This window comes from Olsenella kribbiana (genome assembly GCF_036408795.1).
GTDB lineage: Bacteria > Actinomycetota > Coriobacteriia > Coriobacteriales > Atopobiaceae > Olsenella_L > Olsenella_L kribbiana.
Window position 1 is genome coordinate 1 of record NZ_JAZGJP010000013.1, and the last position, 22154, is coordinate 22154.

At 61.5% G+C, this 22154-nt stretch carries 12 protein-coding genes and 2 tRNA genes; 2 read left to right on the top strand and 12 right to left on the bottom strand.

The window, feature by feature from the left end; genetic code table 11:
- Positions 1-196: 196 nt before the first annotated feature.
- Positions 197-271, top strand: a tRNA-Glu gene (locus tag VXJ24_RS08745).
- Positions 272-323: 52 nt separating this feature from the next.
- Here the strand turns inward: VXJ24_RS08745 and VXJ24_RS08750 are convergent.
- From VXJ24_RS08750 to glgB, 12 genes are all read right to left on the bottom strand, one after another.
- Entirely contained in the window at positions 324-1304 is a 981-nt protein-coding gene (locus VXJ24_RS08750) for a transketolase family protein (protein ID WP_330972552.1), read from the bottom strand.
- Positions 1297-3039, bottom strand: coding sequence for a UTRA domain-containing protein (locus tag VXJ24_RS08755; RefSeq protein ID WP_330972553.1), 1743 nt, complete (start codon positions 3037-3039; stop codon positions 1297-1299). The genes VXJ24_RS08750 and VXJ24_RS08755 overlap by 8 nt, the downstream gene beginning before the upstream one ends.
- 215 nt (positions 3040-3254) lie before the next feature.
- Positions 3255-3339, bottom strand: a tRNA-Leu gene (locus VXJ24_RS08760).
- A gap of 35 nt (positions 3340-3374) precedes the next feature.
- Positions 3375-4361: a Ppx/GppA phosphatase family protein gene (locus tag VXJ24_RS08765; RefSeq protein WP_330972554.1), complete on the bottom strand. Its 987-nt coding sequence runs from the start codon at positions 4359-4361 to the stop codon at positions 3375-3377.
- Positions 4362-4363: 2 nt separating this feature from the next.
- Entirely contained in the window at positions 4364-5146 is a 783-nt protein-coding gene (locus VXJ24_RS08770; RefSeq protein WP_330972555.1) for an FtsB family cell division protein, read from the bottom strand.
- 546 nt (positions 5147-5692) lie between these two features.
- On the bottom strand, positions 5693-9151 hold the full coding sequence (mfd, locus tag VXJ24_RS08775; RefSeq protein WP_330972556.1) for a transcription-repair coupling factor: 3459 nt from the start codon (positions 9149-9151) through the stop codon (positions 5693-5695).
- Positions 9152-9292: 141 nt separating this feature from the next.
- Positions 9293-12472: a 4-alpha-glucanotransferase gene (locus tag VXJ24_RS08780; RefSeq protein WP_330972557.1), complete on the bottom strand. Its 3180-nt coding sequence runs from the start codon at positions 12470-12472 to the stop codon at positions 9293-9295.
- Positions 12473-12570: 98 nt separating this feature from the next.
- Entirely contained in the window at positions 12571-14061 is a 1491-nt protein-coding gene (glgA, locus tag VXJ24_RS08785; protein ID WP_330972558.1) for a glycogen synthase GlgA, read from the bottom strand.
- A 22-nt stretch (positions 14062-14083) separates the two neighbouring features.
- Entirely contained in the window at positions 14084-15184 is a 1101-nt protein-coding gene (gene glgD / locus VXJ24_RS08790) for a glucose-1-phosphate adenylyltransferase subunit GlgD (protein WP_330972559.1), read from the bottom strand.
- Positions 15185-15186: 2 nt separating this feature from the next.
- Complete coding sequence (locus tag VXJ24_RS08795) at positions 15187-16329, bottom strand: glucose-1-phosphate adenylyltransferase (protein WP_330972560.1); 1143 nt, start codon at positions 16327-16329, stop codon at positions 15187-15189.
- Between the two features lie 39 nt (positions 16330-16368).
- Positions 16369-18804 (bottom strand): glycogen/starch/alpha-glucan phosphorylase, encoded by a 2436-nt coding sequence (locus tag VXJ24_RS08800; RefSeq protein WP_330972561.1) that lies wholly within the window; start codon positions 18802-18804, stop codon positions 16369-16371.
- A 42-nt stretch (positions 18805-18846) separates the two neighbouring features.
- On the bottom strand, positions 18847-21141 hold the full coding sequence (gene glgB / locus VXJ24_RS08805; protein ID WP_330972562.1) for a 1,4-alpha-glucan branching protein GlgB: 2295 nt from the start codon (positions 21139-21141) through the stop codon (positions 18847-18849).
- 210 nt (positions 21142-21351) lie between these two features.
- On the opposite strand from glgB, the gene nth reads away from it, so the two are divergent.
- On the top strand, positions 21352-22074 hold the full coding sequence (gene nth, locus VXJ24_RS08810; protein WP_330972563.1) for an endonuclease III: 723 nt from the start codon (positions 21352-21354) through the stop codon (positions 22072-22074).
- The last annotated feature ends 80 nt before the right edge of the window (positions 22075-22154 follow it).

Below are 22154 nucleotides of genomic sequence, written 5' to 3' on the forward strand. Positions count from 1 at the left end.
CAGCTTCTTCCTGCACGTCGTCTGGCCGGCCTCTCCGGCCACCACCGCACAGGTTCCGCCATCCATCCGCACATGTACAGCTGACTTCCGGAACCGTTCGTATGAAGTCTGTAATTGAGCGGAAATGCGTGGAGTCCCGATTTTGCAGAAAGCAGCGTGTACGCCCGCGTGCCCTCTGGTATAATCAGCTCCTGCCGTCCCCATCGTCTAGCGGTTAGGACATCGCCCTTTCAAGGCGGCGACACGAGTTCGAGTCTCGTTGGGGGCACCATGGAATGAGGGAAGCGCTCTGCCGGAAGGCAGGGCGCTTTTTCTGTGCCACGCTATTTCCCGAGGCGCTGGAGCACGGTCTCGGCGATTGCCTCAGACGTGAGCCCTGCGCGCTTCCTCAGATGTGCCTGCGTATCTGCCTCGAGATAGGTGTCAGGAGCCGCGACTGGGACAAGTGACGGCCTCTTGGCCAGAGGCGCCAGATATTCTGCCAAGGCGCTGCCAAGGCCGCCGATGCGCGTATGCTCCTCGGCAGAGACCCAGAGATGGGCGCCCAGGAACTGGTTCAGAAATGCTGTGTCGAGCGGCTTTATCGTCGCAAGCTCGGCAAGAGCGCAGGAGATGCCCTGCGTGGCGAGCGTCTCCTGTGCGTCCGCTGCCGCAGCGCAGAGGCTTCCTGTCGCTATGAGCACGACCTCGGCATCTTCTGGACCTGCCAGAAGCGTGCCTGCGCCGATCCTGAAGTCCACGCCGGCATCTGTGGGCTCCAGGAACGTGCCCGTTGTTATGCGCACATAGGCCGGCCTCGGGTGCGCTGCAAGCTCCTCCAGGGCAAGTGCCAGCTCGGCGTTGTCCCTCGGAGATACGACCGTGAGGTTCGGAATCGCACGCATGTCTGCAATGTCCTCGAGCCCCATATGGCTCGCACCGAGCTCCCCTACGGCGTAGCCCGCTCCCAGGCCCACCAAGATCACGGGGCTTTCCATCATGCCGAGGTTCACACGGATCTGGTCGAGCACGCGTGCCGTGATGAAGGGCGCGTAGGAGACAGCAAAGACAGGGCCCCCCTCGTTTGCAAGGGCTGCGGCCACCTCAATCTGGTTCTGCTCTGCGATGCCGCACTGCACGAAGGCATCGGGATGACGTACCTTGAGATTGTCGAGCGAAAGCCTCCGACCATAGTCGGAGACAACGACGGAGAGCAGCGGATAGGCATCTGCGAGCCGTGCCATCGTCTCGCCGAAGACCTCCTTGGAATCCTTTGCATCGAGCGCACGTGCCTCTCCGGCATCCATATGACGCATCTCACTCATGGGCTGCTGCCTCCCTCGCTGCTGCAAGCTCCACTTCAGCCTCATCCCAGAGCTCTCTGTCGAGCCCATGGTCATGCCATGCCGCCACACCCGCCGCGAATGAGAGGCCCTTGCCCTTCACGGTGTGGGCAATGATGGCACGGGGGGCATCGTGGGCAGACGAGAGCGCCTGCCAGAGCGCACCGACGTCGTGGCCGTCCACTTCCACGGTCTCGAACCCGAAGGCAGCAAATTTCTGCGCAAGAGGCGCTGTATCGAGGATCTCTGCGGTCGGTCCGTCGAGCTGCATGCCATTCGCATCGACTATCACCGTGAGCTGGGAAAGACGGTTGTGGCCGGCAAAGGCCGCTGCCTCCCACGTGCTTCCCTCATTGCACTCGCCGTCGCCCACGAGGCAGAAGACGCGCGAGGAGAGCTTCTTGCGTCTCAACGCCAGCGCCAGGCCTGCCGCATAGCCGAGGCCCATGCCGAGAGACCCTCCCGAGGTCTCGAGGCCACGCGCGGGGTCGCGCTTGGGGTGCTTGAAGAGCACCGCATCCGGCCCGAAGAGCCCTTTGTCCATATCTTCCTGAGAGATGAGGCCAGCCTTGAGAAGTGCCGGGTAAAGGCCGACGGCAGCATGTGCCTTCGAGAGCACGAAGCGGTCGCGCTCCTCCCAGGGCATGCCGTCCTTGCCAGTATGCAGGACGGCACCAAAGAGGACGGCGTAGATCTCTGCCGCCGAGAACGCGCCTCCGATATGGAAGGGCATGTCCGGATAGCGCTCAGCCGTCTTGATGACGCCCTCGCGGATATCGCAGGCCAGAAGGTCGAGACGGCGGCGCTCCTGCTTCGGAAGCACCTCTGCATCGCGCGGAGAGACCGCAGGGACTTGAGGACGCTTCATCTCATCCTGCAGTGCCACACCCATGAGGCTCTGGTCTGAGCGCAGCCAGGTCAGGCTCCACTCGATCGGGACATGGTTGTCGAGGCTGATCGTCTGCTCGAGCAGAAGCACCGGTGCCTCGGCAGGAAGCGCCAAGTATCCTCCATGCTCCTTGCCAGCGCAGGTCGCCGAGCTTCTCATGTTCGAGAGGGCAATCTCGCGGCCCGAGCAGCGCTCGACGGCGTCGAAGAGCGACTCCTTCGTGAAGTCGGAGTCAGCCAGCCCCGGGCAGGCACCAAGGTTCTCCCATGATTCTTGGCAGACGATGGCTCGGCCTTCGACCGTGCGGACCCGGCGCATGAAGAGGACAGGCTCTCCTGTCTCGAGTCCCAGCTCCTGTGCGACCTCGGCAGGTGCCGGCAGCACTTCCTTTGCGAGCACCTGGGTCTTGAAGGCAAGCCCCTGCTCCTTCAGGGCATGGGCAAAGGAGAGCGGACGCGCGCCTCCCGGATGTGCCACGCCGGAGCGGGTCACGAACGTCCCCTTGCCCTTGCGCTGGACCAGGAGGCCTTCATCCACAAGCATGCCAATGGCACGGCGGACGGTGCCGCGGGAGACGCCGTAGCGCTCCATCAGGGCATGCTCGCTCATGATTCTCGAACCTGCCGGCCACTCGCCTGAGATGATGCGGCCACGCAGCAGCTTTGCCAGCAGCTCGTGCAGGAGCTGCCCTGTGCCTGCCTCCCTCAGAGGGACTGCTGCCTCTGGACAAGGGGCAGCATCTGCGCCAGGCGTCTTCTCGGCCTCACGCGCAACAAGCTGCGGCACCGGAAAGCTCCTCTGTGCACGCTTCTCTGCTATCTCTGCCATGGGTGGACACTTCCTCGTGGGCCCTGCTTTCCCGAAGGACAACTAGAAGACAGGACAGGTTATGGACAACTGAGCGTAGCCCATCATAGTGCACAGGAGAAGTCCATCATCTGCCAACGGCAAAGTCCGCAATATCTCTGCGAGGGACGATGCCCTGCTGGAAGTGCGCCGCACTACAAAAAGGCCGGAGCGCTATGTTCCGGCCAAGATAGTTCTGGTAGGGGCGGCGGGGCTCGAACCCGCAAGCCTTGCGGCGGCAGATTTTAAGTCTGCTGCGTCTGCCAATTTCGCCACGCCCCCAAGCGTCCTTCAAGAGTAGCGCATTGAGGACAAGATCAGAGCGTCGAGAGCGCAGGCGTCCAGGAAAGCGGCGCTTCCTCGCCGAGCCAGGCTGCTGCCGTGGCAAGCGAGAGGCCCGAGAGGAGGTCGTGCTCGCTTACGGTCGCCACGTCGAACCCGGTGCACTTCATGGCCTCAGAGATGGCAAGGGTGCCGCCGAGGATGACAGGCGCCCGCTTGGCCTGAAGGCCCTTCATATGTGCCCTCTCCTCGACCGTGAGGCTCGCGAGCCGTGCAGCCAGGCGCTCGGCTGTCGTGCGCTCGAGCTCGTGCAGATGCACGTAGGCAGAATCGTAAGGGTCGAGCTCTGCATCCATTGCGACAAGCGAGGTCGCCGTGCCTCCGACAAGCACGAGACGGGTAGCTGCCTCAGGAAGCTCATCAAGCTCTGCTACCGCCTCCTCGAAGGGGCCATCGCAGAAGGCACGTGCCGCCTCGATCTCAGCTGCCGCAGGCGGGTCCTGCTTCTTCAGGAAGAGGTCCGTGAGGCGGCGTGCGCCCACATTGACCGAGCGCACATGGTCGACACGCAGGCGTCCATCTGCCAGCTTTCCCTGGCTCAGCTCCGTCGAGCCGCCGCCAGAATCTGCGACAAGCACCTCTTCGTCCGGAAAGTCCTGGACGACGCCCAGAAGGGCCAGAGAGCCTTCAGTCGTGCCCGGAATGACAGAAGGAACAAGGCCGAGCTTGGCCAGAGGCTCCAGAAGCTCCGATGAGTTTTCGGCATCGCGCGCGGCGCTCGTGAGCGTGCAGGCGCAGGCAGATGCTCCCATGGCACGGGCTTCATCCACATAGCCCCTGACGCAGGCGAGCACACGCTCGATAGCGGCAGAGGAGAGCCTTCCTGTCTCTGCCGTGCCTTCGCCCATGTTGCAGATCGTCGAGATCTTCTTGAGCTGGGAGAGCGCGCTCCCCTGCTCCTTTTCGGAGACCGCAAGACGCGCCGTGATCGTGCCGATATCGATGACTGCAATCCTCGCCATGACTACTCCTCGAACTTGTACTGGAAAAACCCATCCAGGAACTTCGTGAGGTCGTCTGTATCGGCCGTCGCTGTGCTCGTGCCAGAGATTGTATCCGAGGTGGAATCAGAGCCATCGGAAGAGTCCTCGGCCACTTCGGAGCCTTCGCCCGTGATCGTGACCGGCGTCTCGCCCTCTTCGACGTAGCCATGCTTTCTGGCCTCGTCCTCGATGCCTTCCTGCGTCTGGAGCGAGCTCACCTCGCCCTGGAGGACCGAGTTGGCAGAGTTCAGCTGCGCATACTGTGCCTGGAGGTCCTGGGTCCTCCTCTGAGCCACATACCAGCTGCGGATGGGACCATAGAGGGAAAGGATGACAGCAGCTATGACCGCAAGGATCACGAGGCCCTTGTGGGAGCCGAGGATGCTCATCGGCTTGTCGGAGCCACGGCCGCGCTCCGCATCTGCAGCAGGAGAAGAGATGCCCTCTCTTCTGCGCCTGCGTGCTTCCTGGCGCTCCTGGACCGTGAGATTCTGAGGATCTGCTGCCTGCGTTGTCTGGACAGGTGCCTGGGCCGGGGCAGCATATGCAGCGCTGCGAGAGGTACGCCTATGCAGCCGGTCATTGCCGACTTTCCTGAACGCATCGCCGTCGCCTGAGAGCCTCACGCCACGCGAGTTCGGACCGACAAAGACAGCAGGACGCCAGCTGGCCTGGCTGGTGTTTCTCGTCTCGTGTACCCGAAGACGCGGAAGCGACCCGGTCTTGCCGGCATCGCCCGTGCTCCTGCCGAAAGATCTAGGCATTCTCATTGCGTGCGTTTCCCCATCGAGACCCATAGCTGCCTGTTTCGTTTGAAGTATAGATACAGCCTGAAGAAGACAGAAGGACCAGCCGGCCCTTCTGTCTCTTTTATACCATGCCACAGCGCCTGCCATCCTGGCCTGTGCACAGTTTCCATTACTGGGCACTGCTGGCAATGGTCCGGCCACGAGGCCACATCGGCCCATTTCTCTGGCTGGAGTCCGAACCAAGAGCCAGAATGATTGCTGAAGACAAGGAGAATCCATGCCCGACATGGCATCAGCAAAACAGCCGGGCAGCCCGGAGACGGAGAAGAAGGCCTGCTGGGGGACTGCGTGCAACGGGACAGAGCTCGCAGACGGCCTTCTTCATGCGATGGCAGAAGAATATGAGGAAGGCACCTGGTCAGGGCATGCAGGCAAGATCCACCATGGCAAGCCCTGTACAGATGCCAAAAGAGCCGCATCAGCAGGCTGAGGCAAGCGCGGCTTCAATTCAGAAAGGCGCAGGGGCAAATTTCTTCTGTCCCTGCGCCATCTGCTGTGCGCCTATTCGTCTTCCTCGTCGTCTCCGCCGACCTCTTCGAGGACGCCGAGCGCAGCAGGCACGATCTCCTCTGCCCCCTTGTGGAAGGGATACTTGAGCTGCTTCGTCTTCGGATAGTAGAAGGCGTGGCGCTCCTTGAACTTGAGCGCAAGCTTCCTCGGCACCTCGATGCCCTGATAGACGAAGCGTCCCTGGATGAGGGAGACCGAGGTGATGCCCATGCGCTGGCAGCGGATGCGGATGCGGGCCCTGTCGAAGAGGTTCCTGCCCGCAAGCGGCAGCGCCCCATAGCGCTCCTCGCAGTCCTTCTGGATGCGGTCCACATCAGAGAGCTCTGAGGCAGAGGCAAGCTGGCGGTAGACAAGAACGCGCTTGTCCACCTCAGGCAGGTATTCCTCTGCGAGATAGAAGTCTGCCGAGAGGTTGATCGTGACCTCGGGCTGCTCTGTCTGCGCCGTCTCGCCCCTGGCTTCGCTTACCGCCTCGCCGAGCATCTGCGTGAAGAGGTCGAAGCCGACGCTCGAGAGGTTGCCATGCTGCTCTGCACCCACAAGCGAGCCAGCGCCTCTGATCTCGAGGTCACGCATTGCGATGCGCATGCCGGATCCGAGGTCCTGATACTCGTTGATAGCGGTCAGACGGTCCGTTGCCTCAGGCGTGAGCGGCTGCTCTCCCGGGAACATGAAGTAGGCATAGGCCTGGATGCGGCCACGTCCGACACGGCCCTTGAGCTGGTAGAGCTGGGCCAGTCCCAGGCGCTGAGAGTCCTCGATGATCAAGGTATTCGTATGGGGGTTGTCGATGCCGGACTCGATGATCGTCGTTGCCACGAGCACATCGATCTCATGCTCCTGGAACTTCATCATCATGTCCTCGACCTCGCGCGGGCTCATCTTGCCATGCGCGACGCCGATTCTTGCCTCGGGCGCAGCCTCCTGGACGCGCATGACCGCATCGTCGATCGTCTTGACGCGGTTGCTCACGTAGTAGACCTGTCCCTTGCGGGCAAGCTCGAAGCGGATGGCGGCACTCACGACGTCCGGATCCCACTCGCCGACCGTCACCTTCACGGGCAGCCTTCCCGGAGGTGCTGTCATGATGAGCGACATGTCGCGGACGCCGCTCACGGCCATCTGCATCGTGCGCGGAATCGGCGTAGCGGAAAGCGTCAGCACATCGACCTGCTCGCGCATGTTCTTGAGCTGCTCCTTGTGCTGGACGCCGAAGCGCTGCTCCTCGTCGATGATGACAAGGCCAAGGTCGTGGGGGTTCACATCGTTCGAGAGCAGGCGGTGCGTGCCGATGAGGACATCGACCGTGCCCTCAGCAAAGCCCTTCAAGGCCTTCTTCTGCCTGGCCGGCGTGACGAAGCGGGAGAGCACCTGGACGTTGAGACCGAAGGGCGTAAACCGCTCATAGAACGTCTGGTGGTGCTGCTCGGCGAGAATCGTCGTGGGGCACAAGACCATGACCTGGCGGGAGGAGCAGCAGCACTTGAAGGCCGCACGCAGGGCCACCTCGGTCTTGCCGAAGCCCACATCGCCGCAGAGGAGCCTGTCCATAGGCTTCGGCGACTCCATATCGGCCTTGATGTCTGCAATCGCAGACTTCTGGTCAGGCGTCAGAGGATAGGGGAAGCTTGCCTCCATCTCCTCCTGCTCAGGGGTGTCAGGCGGGAAGGCATAGCCCGCGACGCTTGCGCGCCTCGTATAGAGGTCCACGAGGTCGAAGGCAAGCTTCTTTGCGCTCTTCCGGGCCTTGCCGGTCGCACGCGACCAGTCTGCTGTATTGAGGCGCGTGAGGCGCGGAGCCGCACCATCCGGGCCGATATAGCGGGTGATCCTGTCCACCTGCTCGAGCGGCACATAGAGCTTGTCGCCGCCTGCATATTCGAGGAGGAAGTAGTCACGCTGGCGTCCTGCCACTTCCTGGCGCACGATCTGGGAGAAGAGGGCGATGCCGTGCGTTGCGTGCACGACATAGTCTCCCGGCTTGAACGGGAACGTGACCGAGGTGGGATCGATCTTCTTGACCCGCTTCGCATGCTTTGCCATGCGAGCCGTGAGATCTGACACCGAAAGGACGCCCAGGCCTGCCGTCGGCACGATGATGCCAGCAGGGACCGGTGCATCGAAGAACGTGACCTTCCCCTTCTCAAGGGGCACGATGCTCTTTTCCGCCTCAGGATCGTCTACCGGGATCCTGTTCTCGGGGGCCGAGCCCAGAGACTCGACAAAGGGGATGGCCTCGTCGTTGAAGGTAAGCTCCAAGGCCTCGCGGGCACCTCTGTCCGGCACAGCGAAGATCACGGCCATGCGATCAGAGATCATCTGGCGGACGCTTCCCAGAAGCTTCGTATCGGAACCTGCGATATTCGGCTGCCTCACCTTGAGCTCTGCCGTCACACGCGTCCCCTGGCGCATGATGCTTGCAAACGAGAGGCGCTGCTGCCGCCCGAAATCGAGCTTCTTCGGGTCGGTATAGAGACCTTCCGTCTTCTCGCGCGCATTCTGCGCAGCAGATGAGATGTCGTCTGTCGCACGCTGGCAGTCATCAAAGAGCGCCCTCGGCTCTGCAAGCACGACAAGCGTCTCAGACGAGATGTGCTCCAAGGGCGATGCCGTGCTGCCGTAGAGCACCGGCAGATACTTCTCGAGATGCGGCGCATCTGCGCCCTGGCTGATAAGCTCGAGGTCCTCAGCGATCTTCGTGCTCTCCTGTGCCGGCTTGAAGAGGGCCTTCTTGGCACGGATGATGCTCTCGGAAGAGAGTGCCATCTCGCGGCAGGGCCCCACCGTCACGCTCTCGAGCTCGCCGATCGTCTGGCCGGTCGAAGGCACCATGCGGCGGATCCGGTCGATCTCGTCGCCGAAGAACTCGATCCTCACCGGGCTTGTTGCCTGTGCGGGGAACACATCGACCGCATCTCCATGCACCCAGAAGGCACCCGGTGCATCCGCTGCGCCCTTGGGGCTATAGCCCATGCCGACAAGAAGGGCAGGGACATCCTCGAAGGGCACCTCATCGCCACACGAAAACGTGCTCGGCGCAAAGTAGCCAGAGCCCTTGGGCGGCACGCGGCGCAGGAGCGCGGCAGCAGATGCCACGACGATGCAGGGCTCCCCTGCCGCAAGGCGCGCTATCGCATGGCAGCGGGCACCGACGATAGCATCGTCGTAGCCTGCATCGGACCAGGGATAGTCCCTTCTCGCCGGATAGCGCGAGACCGATGGCATGCCGAGCCAGGCAGCAAGGGTACGCGCGGTCCTGTCTGCCGCCTCCTCGCCTGCCACGACCAGAAGGCACGGACGGGGACGCTCTGCCCAGAGCGCTGCCAGCACAAGCGGGCGTGCACTCTGGGCGACCGCGAGCGTCAGGTCGTGTCCTTCATGGTACTCATGCAGGGCTTCTGCCATCTCGGGCGCCGAAAGGAGACGGGCGCCCACACGGTTTATGAACATAGATGCAAGACCTCATATCTCTTCTGCCGGCACAATCCGGCAGATTCATATCCGGAAGTCCCACGATAGCAGAGGGCGGGAGCCTCCCTCATCGAGAGAGGCTCCCGCCGCAAAATCGCTGCTTTTCAGCTCACATATCTGCTACTTGGCAGCCCTGCCGCTCTTCTCTGCAAGCTCCTTCAAGTGCGGAAGCGATGCCTTGATATCCTCGGCATCTGCCTGCCAGCACCAGTTGCCGTCAGCCTTGCCCGGCACGTTCATGCGTGCCGTGTCGTCCAGGCCGAGCACATCCTGGAGCGGCACGATAGCGACCTTCGCATCCGTTGCCAGCACCCGTTCCAGGAGCCTTTCCGCAAACTCCGGCGTGCCTTCCTCGCCGAAGCGGCTCTTGGCCCAGCCAAGGAGCGTCTGCGTGTCGTGCGTGCCCGAGCAGGCCACCTTGTGGTGGATCGGCACATACGACTGGCGCACATCCTGGTCGGAGAACTGCACGACGTCGAGTCCCGGGAAGCCGCATGAAGCGGAGAGGGCATGCACGGCCGGCGTGATGGAGCCCAGATCCTCTGCAATGAAGGGCAGGGGTCCGAGCTTCTTTTCCGCCTGCTCGAAGAGCGCACGTCCCGGCCCGAAGTGCCACATGCCATCCTTGGCGGAATGTCCTGCCGGGATAGAGAAGTAGGACGAGAAGCCGAGGAAGTGGTCGAGCCTCACATAGTCATAGAGCTCGCACGCACGTGCCAAGCGCTGCATCCACCACTCGTAGCCGGTCTCTGCCATGCGCTTCCACTGGTAGGTCGGGTTGCCCCAGACCTGGCCATCCTCGCTGAACTGATCGGGCGGGCAGCCTGCAATCGAGGTTGCGTTGCCGTCCTTGTCGATCGAGAAGAGATCGGGGTGGCTCCAGACATCGGAGGAGTCGGCAGAGACATACATCGGCATGTCGCCGACAAGCGAGATGCCCTTCGAGTGCGCGTACTCCTTGAGCTCAGACCAGCCCTGGGCAAAGATGAACTGCCGCTTCTCGTGGTAGGAGATCTCCTTCGCAAGCGAAGGGTCATGCAGAAGCTTGTCCGAGTACTTCTTGTACTTGGCTGGCCACGTCTGCCAGGCACGCTCGCCCTCGAAGTGCTTGATGGCACGGAAGGTGGCATAGGGAAGAAGCCAGGCCTCTTCCTTCCTGCAGAATGCCTTGAAGGCAGGGTCTGAATCCTTGATGGCGGCAGTCTTCTTCTCGAGGTCTTCCTTCGTGCCTTCGATGAGGGCAGTATTGCCGGCAAAGGCAGAAAGGCCGGCGTACGGGCTGCCATGGCGGTCGCAGGGGTTCACGGGCAGGATCTGCCAGTAGCGCTGGCCGCCTGCAGCCAGGTAGTCGATGAAGTCACGGGCAGGCTTGCCCATGGTGCCAGGACGGCCGCCATTCGGAAGCGACGTGATATGGCAGAGGATGCCCATGCCCGGCTCGAGCGGACGGTCGAGCATCTGTGCCTTGTGGAAGTAGAGGACCGCCGTTCCCAGAGGCCAGAGGCCGACATGGACCTTTCCGTCATGCACCTCGAGATCCTGGCCCGACACGATATCGTCCACGGCCTCGCCCTGCATCGGCACCTCGAACTCATGGCGCTGGGAAAGGCCACCATTCACGAGGACCATGACAGACTCGTCACCTGCGGAACGCGTGAAGCCGAAGACATCCTGGTTCACGGCAAACGGATGGAAGTCGCCGTCCACAAGCACCGGCAGGGACTTCCTGATAGCAATCGCATTGCGGCAGATGTTGAAGCAGTCCTTGTCCTCATGCCCCCACGGGAAAGGCGCCCTGTTGTACGGGTCTGTCATGCCCTGGAGGCCTGCCTCGTCGCCGTAGTAGATGGAGGGCACGCCCGGCATGGTCATCTGCAGCAGCGCAGCATCCCAGAGCCTGCCTTTGGCCAAGCCCATCTGGTCGCGGGAGAGCCTGTAGGCGGCACGCTGATTGTCGTCCATCGTATCCGGGTCGGGAGCGCCGCCCAGAAGCGTCAGGATGCGGCTCCTGTCATGGGAGCCCAGAAGGTTCAGGGCCGAATAGAACGCATCGTGCGGATAGTTCTCATAGAGCTGCTCGAAGCGTGCTGCCGTCTCGTAGGCATCGACCTTGTTCAGGAGGAAGTCGAGCACGGCTCCCCTGAAGGGATAGTTCATCGCAGAGTCGAGCTCGCCGCCCAGAAGGTAGTGCCTCGGCTCGCCGTAGGCAACCTTGTTCGAGGCATCTTCCCAGACCTCGCCGATGACAGCAGCATCGGCACGCTCGGCACGTGCGGCGCTCGAGATATCACGGATGAAATCTTCGGGAAGCTCATCTGCCACATCGAGCCTCCAGCCACGGGCACCAAGGCGCAGCCAATGGCGGACGACGCCGTCCTTGCCGCAGATGAACTCGTGGTAGCCCGGGTCCTCTTCGCGGACGTCAGGCAGGTCGCCCACGCCCCACCAGGAGGCATACTCGCCCGAATCGTCGATCTCGTACCAGGAGCGGTACGGAGAGTCCTTGCTCTGGAAGGCGCCAACCTCGGGATAGTTGCCGTACTTGTTGAAGTAGCGCGAATCGCAGCCCGTATGGTTGAAGACGCCGTCGAGCATTATTGCCATGCCATGCGCCTCCGCAGCGCGGCAGAGCTCCTGGAAGGCCTCCGTGTCGCCGAGCATCGGGTCGACCTTCATGTAGTCGGCCGTGTCATAGCGGTGGTTCGAGGCAGCCTCGAAGATCGGGTTCAGATAGAGCACTGTGACGCCGAGCGCCTCGAGATAGTCGAGCTTCTCTGCGATGCCGGAAAGCGTGCCGCCGTAGAAGTCCCAGGCCACGATATCGCCCGAGGCATCCTTCTGGTAGCGGGGCTCGGTGTCCCAGTCCTCGACCAGGCGGCGTCCAGGGCCATTCCTCTTGACCGAGAGCGCCGCATCGACACGCTCGCGCCAGTCGGCGCCGCGTGCGAAGCGATCCGGGAAGATCTGGTAGACGATGCCTTTCGTGTACCACAGAGGAAGCGTCTTCCTCGTGAGGTAGACAGAGATCTGCCAGCTCGAAGGCTCATACCACACAAGCTCGCCTTCGCCCGACGTGGCGCCGTTCTTCGTGCCATACCAGCAGACGGAGCCATCGGAGCCATAGATCTTGAAGTAGTACCAGAGGATCTCAGGGTCCGGGACCTCGAAGGAGCCGGTGAAGTGCAGGTGGTCTCCTGCCTCCTCGCGGTCCATGTGATAGATGTACTCGCCTTTGCCATCCACCCAGGTGCGGATATCGGCTGAGGCACCAAAGTCGTCCCAGATATCGAGGCTGAGCACGACAGTGCCGCCACAAGGGGCGGCACCAAAAGGACTCCGATACGTCGGATCCGAACTTATATGCAATGCGTGCAAGGTGACCTGTCTCTCTACCCTGCCTAATCGCGGCGCTTGTTGTAGCGCTGGACCTCAGGGTGAAGACTATGATACAGGTCCAGGTAGTCGTTCGCTGCCCTCTTCCAGCTGAAATCTTGCGACATTGCCTGACGCTGGAGCTGTGCCCACACGTCCTTGTCCGTCCAGTACACTTCGCAGCCCGTGAGAAGCGCATTGGTCATCTCGTCGGCATTGATGTTCGCGAAGCTGAAGCCCGTTCCCTCGCCCGTGAAGCGGTTGTAGGGGATGACGGTATCCTTGAGGCCGCCCGTCTCTCGCACGACCGGAAGCGTGCCATAGCGCATGGCAATCATCTGGGAAAGGCCGCAGGGCTCGAACTCTGACGGCATGAGGAAGAGATCCGCACCCGCGTACATGCGGTGCGACAGCGCAGAGTCGAACGTGATGCAGGCAGCAAGCTGGTCGTTGTACTTCCAGTCGAAGTATTTGAAGGCATCTTCGAGGTCCTTGTCGCCGGTGCCGAGCACGGCCATCTGGATGCCGCGGCTCATGAGGTAGTCCATCGCATAGCGGACAAGGCCGATGCCCTTCTGCTCCGTGAGGCGGCCAACCATTGCGACAAGAGGCTTGTCGGGGTCGACAGCAAGACCCAGCTCCTCCTGGAGCGCCTTCTTGCAGGCAGCCTTGCCGGACATGTCTTCCTCGGAGTAGGCAGCCGCAATCTCGGGGTCTGTCTTCGGGTTCCAGGCATTCACATCGATGCCGTTGAGGATGCCCGAGAGCACGTTCTGGCGGCGGCGGAAGATGCCGTCGAGGTTCTCGCCGTAGAACGGCATCTGGAGCTCGTCGGCGTAGGTCGGCGAGACCGTGGTGAGGGCGTCCGAATAGCAGAGGGCACCCTTCATGTAGTTGATGCCTCCTGGGCCTGCGGCCAGCTGGTCGCGTGCGGCAGGGATGCCTGCCAGGCCCAGGACATCGTTCAGCATCTTGTCCGAGAACTGCCCCTGGAACTTCGCATTGTGGACGGTGAAGACCGTCTTGATGTTGTCGTAGAGGGGGATGTCCCGGTAGAACTCGCGCAGGAACACGGGCGCCAGGGCGCACTGCCAGTCATTGCAGTGCAGCACGTCGATGTCGCCGAGCTCCGGCACATGCTGGAGGCATTCCAGGATGGCCTTCGAGAAGAAGGCGAAGCGCTCTCCATCGTCGTAGTAGCCGTAGATCCCATCACGCTTGAAGTAGGCCTCGTTGTCCACGAAGTAGAAGTCGAGGTCATTGAGCGTGAGCTTGTCGATGCCGCACCAGACATTGCGCCAGGAGAGCGGCACGTAGAACTCGCAGATGTGCTGCATCTGCGCCTTGTACCCATCAGAAATCTTCGAGTACTTCGGAAGGATGACGGCGACATGGGCTCCTGCGTGCTTGAGTGCACGCGGGAGCGATCCTGCGACGTCGGCCAGGCCGCCCGTCTTCACGAACGGCACAACCTCGGACGCGGCGAAGAGGATGTTGAGCTTTCTTCTGACAGCCATGGATGCTCCCGCTTTCTCGGCGCTAGTCGTTGCCCTTGGGAAGGACCAGCACTGCGTCGGACGTGCCACGAAGGACCGTGCCAGCAGCAATCTCATTGTTGCGGTCGATGATCGCGTTCTCGATGTGGGCGCCGGCCTTGACCGTGACCGAACGGACAAGAATCGCGTTCGTGACGGTGGCACCCGGCTCGATCACGCAGGCACGGCCGATGATGGAGTTCTTCACTGTGCCGTAGATCTTCGTGCCGGAGGAGACGAGCGAGTTCGCCACATGTGCGCCCGGCTCGTACTTGGCAGGCGTCGTGTCGTGTGCCTTTGTCATGACCGGCAGGTCGTTCGTGAAGAGCTGCTCCTGGAGCGCCGGATCGAGGAGCTCCATCGAGCGCTTGAAGTAGGCCTCCTTCGAGAAGATCGGCGCCACATAGCCCTCGTAGTCATAGGTGCCGACGCGGACCTCGTCGAGATCCTCCTTGAGGGCATCGAAGAGATCGAGGTGGTCGACATCGCGATACCAACCCAGGAGCTCTTCGAGCTTCTGCGTGCCGATAACGAAGAGGTCCATGAAGGCAGCGTCGCCGAAGGCAGAGCCTGTCTTGATGCCGGCGAATGCGCCCTTGTCGTCCTTCACGACAGCATTGACGTCCTCGGAGTCCTCATTCGCACGGTAGGTGACGACGGTGATATCGTCGCCGGACGCGATGTGGGCATCGACGATCTTCTTGAGATCGGTCGTGTAGAGGAAGTTGCAGCCGGAGACGATCACATAGTCGGACTTCGAGCGGCGCAGGAAGTCGCGGTTCGCCTCGAAGTCGCGGATGAGGAAGCGGCCGCCGACGCGGCTCATGCCGAACGAGGATCCCGGAAGCGGGAAGAGGCCGCCGTTCTTGCGGTCAAGACCCCAGTCCTTGCCGGCACCGACATGGTCGATGACCGGACGGTAGTTGTCCGGCATGATGAGACCAACGGTGCTAAGACCTGCGTTGACCATATTGGAGAGCGTGAAGTCGATCATGCGGTAGCGGCCGAGAACCGGCGTTGCCGCGACCGGGCGCACGCCTTCGACGAACTGGCTTGGATGGTGCGTGGAATAATTGGTGGTGATGAGTCCTACGACCTTTGCCACGGCTACTCCTCTCCCTTCGTAATCACGGCGTCATTGCCTGCCACTGCCGTATCCGCATCCTTGCTGCCAAAGTCGACATTCTTCTCGACGACAGCGCGCTCGCCGAGGATGGCATTGACGACGCGGCAGCCTTCCTCCACGCGGGCACCCGGCAGAAGCACGGAATCCTCGACGATGGTATGGGGGCCGACATAGACGCCGGCAGAAATGACCGAATGCCTGACCTGGCCCAGAATCCTGCAGCCATTGTCGACGAGGCAGTCATCGATGGAGGCGTCAGGGCCGACATAGTGCGGCGGCATCGGCACGGTGTTGCTCATGATCGGGGATTCCTGGTCGTAGAGGTCGAACGCCGGCTCGGAGCCCAGGAGCTCCATGTTCGTCTCGTGGTAGGAGGCGATGGTACCGACATCGCGCCAGAAGCCCTCGAAGCGGTACGTGTAGAGGCGCTTGCCGGCATCAAGCAGCTTCGGGATGATGTTCTTGCCGAAGTCGTGCTCGGAGTTCGGGTCCTTGGCGTCCTCCTTCAGCGTCTCGACCAGAAGGTCGGCGTTGAAGATATAGATGCCCATGGAAGCGAGGTTCGAATCGGGATGCGCAGGCTTCTCGGTGAACTTGAGAATGCGCTCGTCGTCGTCCGTGGTGAGGATGCCGAAGCGCGGCGCTTCCTCCCAGGGGACCGGCATGACGGCGATGGTCAGATCGGCGTTGTGGCGCTTGTGGTTCTCGAGCATGTCGTTATAGTCCATGCGATAGAGCTGGTCGCCCGAAAGGATCAGCACATAATCAGGATCGTTCTGCTCGATGTAGCCAAGGTTCTGCGTCACGGCGTCGGCCGTGCCCTCATACCAGGCACCGCCAGACTGCGTCGCGAACGGCGGAAGGATGGAGACACCGCCCGAGCGCTCGTCGAGGTTCCACGCCTCGCCCGAGCCGATGTAGGAATGGAGCAGATACGGACGGTACTGGGTCAGGACGCCGACAGTCGTGATGCCCGAGTTCGCGCAGTTGGACAGCGCGAAGTCGATGATGCGGAACTTGCCGCCAAACGAGACGGCAGGCTTCGCCACCTCGCTCGTCAGCGCCTTGAGCCTGCTGCCCTGTCCGCCTGCAAGCAGCATTGCGAGGCACTCTTTCTTGCTCATACCGATTCTCCCCTTTCAGCTTCCGGATAAGCAAAGGATTTACTTATCTATATGCCATATATCGTGGGCATACTCGCGGATTGTTCGGTCGGAAGAGAAGTATCCGGCCTTAGCGGTGTTGTGAAGCGCCGCGCGGTTCCACTTGATCGTGTCAGGATAGTCGTTCGTGAGCTCTTCCCATGCCTGGACGTAAGCACGGAAGTCCTTGAGCACGAGGTCCGGATCGTTGTTGACCATGAGGTAGTCATGGATGCTCTCGAAGTTGCCGGAAAGGCGCGAGAACGTGCCATCCACAAGCTCGTCCACGACACGTCCGAGGCGGTCGCGGTCGGCATTGTACTCATCCCAGGCGTAGTAGCGGCCGGATGCCTTGAGCTCGTCGACCTCTTCGGTCCGAAGGCCGAAGATCTTGATGTTCTCGTCGCCCACGAGCTTGCAGATCTCGACGTTTGCGCCGTCGTAGGTGCCGAGGGTGAGGGCGCCGTTGTACATGAGCTTCATGTTCGACGTGCCGGAGGCCTCGGTGCCTGCCGTGGAGATCTGCTCGGAGATATCGGATGCCGGATAGATGAGCTGGGCATTCGAGACAGCGAAGTTCGGGACGAAGGCGACCTTGATCGTCTGGTTCACACGGTCGTCGTTGTTGATCACGTCGGCGACGGAGTTGATAAGGCGGATGACTTCCTTTGCGAAGTCATAGCTCTGGGCAGCCTTGCCGGAGAAGATGAAGGACGTCGGCTGCGGCTTGAAGGAAAGATCTGCGAGGAGACGGTTGTAGATGTCGAGGACCTTGAAGACGTTCAGGAGCTGGCGCTTGTAGGCATGGAAGCGCTTGACCTGGACATCGAAGATCGTGGTCGGATCGAGCTCGACGCCCGTCGTGTCCTTGATGTAGCGGGCAAGGCGCTCCTTCTCCGTCTGCTTGGCAGCATGGACATCCTTCAGGAACGACTCGTCCTTCTCATACGGGATGAGCTTCTCGAGCTCATAGGCATCCTTGAGCCAGCCATCGCCGATTGCATTGGTGATGAGCTTTGCATAGGCAGGGTTGGCCTCTGCGAGGAAGCGACGGTGCGAGACGCCGTTCGTCTTGTTGTTGAACTTCTCCGGCGTGAGGTCGTAGAAGTCCTTGAGCGTCGACTTCTCGAGGATGTCCGTATGGAGGGCAGAGACGCCGTTCACGGAGTGCGAGCAGATGACGGAGAGGTTTGCCATGCGGCACTGGCCATCCCAGAGGATTGCCGTCTTCTGGAGCTGGTCCATCCAGTTCTCCGCATCATGCGGGAAGGACTCGCGGTAGCGGCGGTCGATCTCGTCGATGAACATGTAGGTGCGCGGAAGCTGGGCGCGGAGCATCGGAATCGGCCACTTCTCGAGGGCTTCCGGCATGATCGTGTGGTTCGTGTAGGAGACAGTCGCCGTCACGATCTTCCAGGCCGTATCCCAGTCAAGGCCCTTCTCATCGACGAGGATGCGCATGAGCTCGGGGCCGCAGAGCGCCGGGTGCGTATCGTTCGTGTGGATGCAGACATGCTTCGGGAGGTCTTCCCAGGCATCGGGGCCGAAGTTGCGCTCATAGGTGTGAAGGATCGACTGCAGGCCTGCAGAGACGAAGAGGTACTCCTGCTTGAGGCGCAGAAGACGTCCATGCTCGCCCGCATCGTTCGGGTAGAGGATCGTGGAGATGGCCTCGACATCGGAGCGGAACTTGAATGCCTTGGCATAGTCGCCGGCATTGAAGGCATCGAGATCGAAGTCAGGCGTATGCGGCTTTGCGCCCCAGATGCGGAGCTTGTTCACGCAGGTGCCGCCGAAGCCGACGATAGGCACATCGTACGGGACGGCGTCTACCTTCTCGCCGCCTTCCCAGGTGAACCAGTAGCTGCCAGCCTCACCCTCGTGGCGCACGACCTCGCCGCCGAAGCGCACTGTGACGGTGCTCTCGAGCTTGCGGATCTCCCACGGGAAGCCATAGCGGAGCCAGTTGTCCGTCTTCTCGACCTGACGTCCGCCCTCGATCTCCTGGCGGAAGAGGCCATAGCGGTAGCGCATGCCATTGCCGTTGCCGGCGATGCCGAGAGCTGCCATGGAGTCGAGGAAGCAGGCCGCAAGACGGCCGAGACCGCCGTTGCCGAGGCCCGGGTCGGCTTCCTTGGCGCAGAGGGTCTCAAGGTCTGAACCCATGTCCTTGAGGCAGTCCTCGACGAAGTCGCGGATGCCGAAGTTCAGGAGGTAGTTGTCCAGAAGGGGACCGAGCAGGAACTCGAGGGAGAAGTAGTAGACCTGCTTCTCGTCCTTCGGGTGGCACTCGACCTCGATGCGGCGTGCCTTCTGGGCAATGAGACGTGCGAGGCACAGGAAGCGCTCCCTGTCCGTGCACTCTTCGAAGGTCTTGGAACGCTCGGAGAGGCACATGGCCTCGAGCTGCTCCTTGAAGTCGTTCTTGTCCTTGAAAAGCTGTGGCTGTACTGACATACGTACCTTCCATCTTGGGGCCCTGAGAGGCCTCCTATACAACTATCGCTTCGAAGAGCGGGTTGTCCGCTTCTTCGGAGTTGCTGGGGTTTGAGGCTCCGCCGCCTTCTCGGCAGGAGCTGCCTTGGCAGGAGCTTTCTTCGGTGCCTCCTTCTTGGCAGGCGCCTTCTTCGCAGGAGCTGCCTTGGCGACAGCAGCTGGCGCAGAAGCAGCAGCATCCTTTGCAGGAGCTGCCTTCTTCGCAGGAGCCTTGCGGGCAGGCGCCCTCTTGGGAGCCGACTTCTCCGCAGCGGCCTCTGCTGCCTTGGCAGGAGCGGCCTTGGCAGACGTCTTGGACGTGGTCTTCCTCGTCCTGGGCTTTGCCGCAGGCTTCGGCTTGGGCAGGTCTCCCACACGCTTCAAGACGATGCCGCCGAGTGCCGGGATGCGGAGCACGACCGAGTTCTCGCGCCCGTTCCAGGGCACGTCCTCGCTCTTGATATCGCCGACATTGGCGATGCCGGTGCCGCCAAACTCCTTCTCGTCACTCGTGAAGATCTCTTTCCAGATGCCAGGCGCAGGAATGCCGACACGGTAGTTCTCGTGCGCGGCAACATCGAAGTTGATGACGATTGCAAGATCATCCTTGGGATCGTCGCCCTTGCGGACGAATGAGATCAGGGACTGCTTTGCATTGTCGGCGTCGATCCACTCGAAGCCGGCTGCATCGTAGCCGCACTGCCAGAGTGCCGGCTCCTGCGTATAGAGCTTGTTCAGCGCTGCGATGAAGACCTGCTGGTCGTGGTGGGCTTCATACTCCTCTGCCATGAAGTACTGGATGCCCTCATACTCGCGCCACTCGATCCACTGGGCGATCTCGTTGCCCATGAAGTTGAGCTTGCCGCCGGGGTGGGTCATCTGGTAGAAGGCAAGTGCCCTCATGCCAGCGAACTGGCGCCAGTAGTCTCCCGGCATGCGGCCGATGAGCGAGCACTTGCCGTGCACGACCTCATCGTGCGAGAGCGGCAGGATGAAGTTCTCGTTGAAGGCATACATGATCGAGAACGTGAGCAGCTTGTGGTTGCCCGGCCTCCAGGGGAAGTCCGTCTGGCAGTAGTGGAGCGTATCGTTCATCCAGCCCATGTCCCACTTGAAGTTGAAGCCGAGGCCTCCGACCTCAGGAGGATAGGTGACAAGCGGCCAGGCCGTGGACTCCTCTGCAATCATCATGACATCAGGATGGTAGCGCTCGACCGTGGAGTTCGTCCTCCTGATGAACTCGGATGCATCGAGGTCCTCTTCCGTGCCCTTGGAGTTGAAGCGCTTCTGGGCAGGATCGTCGATGCCGAAGTTCATGTAGAGCATGGAGCTCACGCCGTCCATGCGCAGGCCATCTGCATGGTACTGGTCAAGCCAGTAGAGGGCATTGGAGATGAGGAAGGTCCTGACCTCGCCTTTGCCGAGGTTGAACTTGTAGGTGCCCCAGTTCGGATGCTCCTTCTCCTCGTAGAGCTTGTGGCCCACGAAGTTGCCGAGGCCCTGGGCATCCTTGCAGAAGCCGCCCGGCACCCAGTCGAGGATGACGCCGATGCCCGCCTCGTGGCAGGCGTCGATGAAGTGCATGAACTCCTTGGGCGATCCATAGCGGGAGGTCGGCGCATAGTAGCCCGTGATCTGGTAGCCCCAGGAGCCATCGAACGGATGCTCCATGATGGGAAGAAGCTCGATATGGGTGTAGCCCATCTTCTTCACGTAGTCCACGAGCTCCACAGAGAGCTCGTCGTAGGTAAGGTAGCTGCCGCCCGCGCGCTCCCCTGCCGGAGGCTCCGTGCCGTTGCCGTTGAGTCCGTCATCGTGGCGCTTCCAGGATCCCAGATGCACCTCGAAGATGTTGAGCGGGGACTCCAGCATCTTCCTCTTGTTGCGCTCGAGCATCCAGGCATTGTCGCCCCACTCATAGTGGCGGATATCCGTCGTGACGGATGCCGTATCGGGCGGGCACTGGGCATGGAAGGCATACGGGTCTGCCTTGTAGATGAGCTCAGCGCCAGGCGTAGGCTCTATTGCATACTTGTAGCACTCATCTGCATGGACGCCAGGCACGAAACCGCACCAGATGCCGCCCGTCTCCGTCTCGAAGAGGTAGTCTGCATTCTCGTCCCAGCCATTGAATTCGCCGACGAGGCGTACGGAGGTGACGCCAGGCGCCCAGACGGCAAAGCAGTAGCCGTCCTCTCCGTCCTGGGTGGCAGGATGGGCTCCGAGCTTGTCATAGCTCCGGTACCACTCTCCCTTGCCCATCAGGTACACATCGTCTGAGCTAATCAGGTAGCGGGCATCCTTCGTCATTTCAGCCATGGACTATCCCTTCCCCCTCATCGGTACGACCGATGCGCCTCCCAGCGCATCTATCATACTCAAATGGCGGCCCGATTTTGGCCGTCTTGGACAATGTGGCATGTCGGGCATTGGGATGCTGCATGTCCTGCATGCCATCTCTGAGCGAACCCATTATCATTTCTGGAAGATGCTGAATTACATGTTTCCGGCCAGAGGAGCGAAAATCGCATGCCACGGGAGTCTCTTGCATCGAAGAAGAAGCGCGCCGAAGAGGTATGCCGGCGCATGGAGGAGAAATATGGCGGAGCCGAGAGCGCCCTTGACTACTACAACCCTTACACGCTCCTTATAGCCGTCATGCTCTCTGCACAGACGACCGATGCCGGCGTGAACCGCGTGACGCCCGAGTTCTTCCGCCGCTGGCCCGACCCCTATGCCCTGGCACAGGCAGACCCTGCAGAGGTAGGCGAAGTCATCCGCTCCATAGGCTTCTGGCGTGCCAAGGCAGAGCACGCCGTCGAAGCAGCACAGATCATCGTGGCAGAGCATGGAGGCGAGGTGCCACGCACCATGGAGGAGCTCACAAAGCTCCCCGGTGTCGGCAGGAAGACCGCCAATATCGTCCTCAACAAGGCGTTCCACGACTGCGAAGGCATAGCCGTGGACACCCATGTCTTCCGCATTGCCACAAGGCTGGGGCTCACGAAGGCACCTGTTCCCCTGGCAGCTGAGCAGGATCTCCTGAAGCTCATCCCGAAGGACCTCTGGCCCGACGTCAACGAGCAGTGGATCCACTTCGGACGTGAGACCTGCAAGGCACAGCACCCCCTGTGCGAGAGCTGCATGCTTGCAGGCATCTGCCCTTCCTTCGAGCGCCCTGACCGCTACCGCAAGAAGCCGAAGAAGGCAGACAGGAAGGACTCGAAGTCCAAGAAGAAGCAGGAAGACTGAGCACTGCATCTCTCAGCTTCCATTTCACTTCTTATATATTTGTAGAGAAAAGCAGGCCGGCATCCCCTATTCAGGATGCC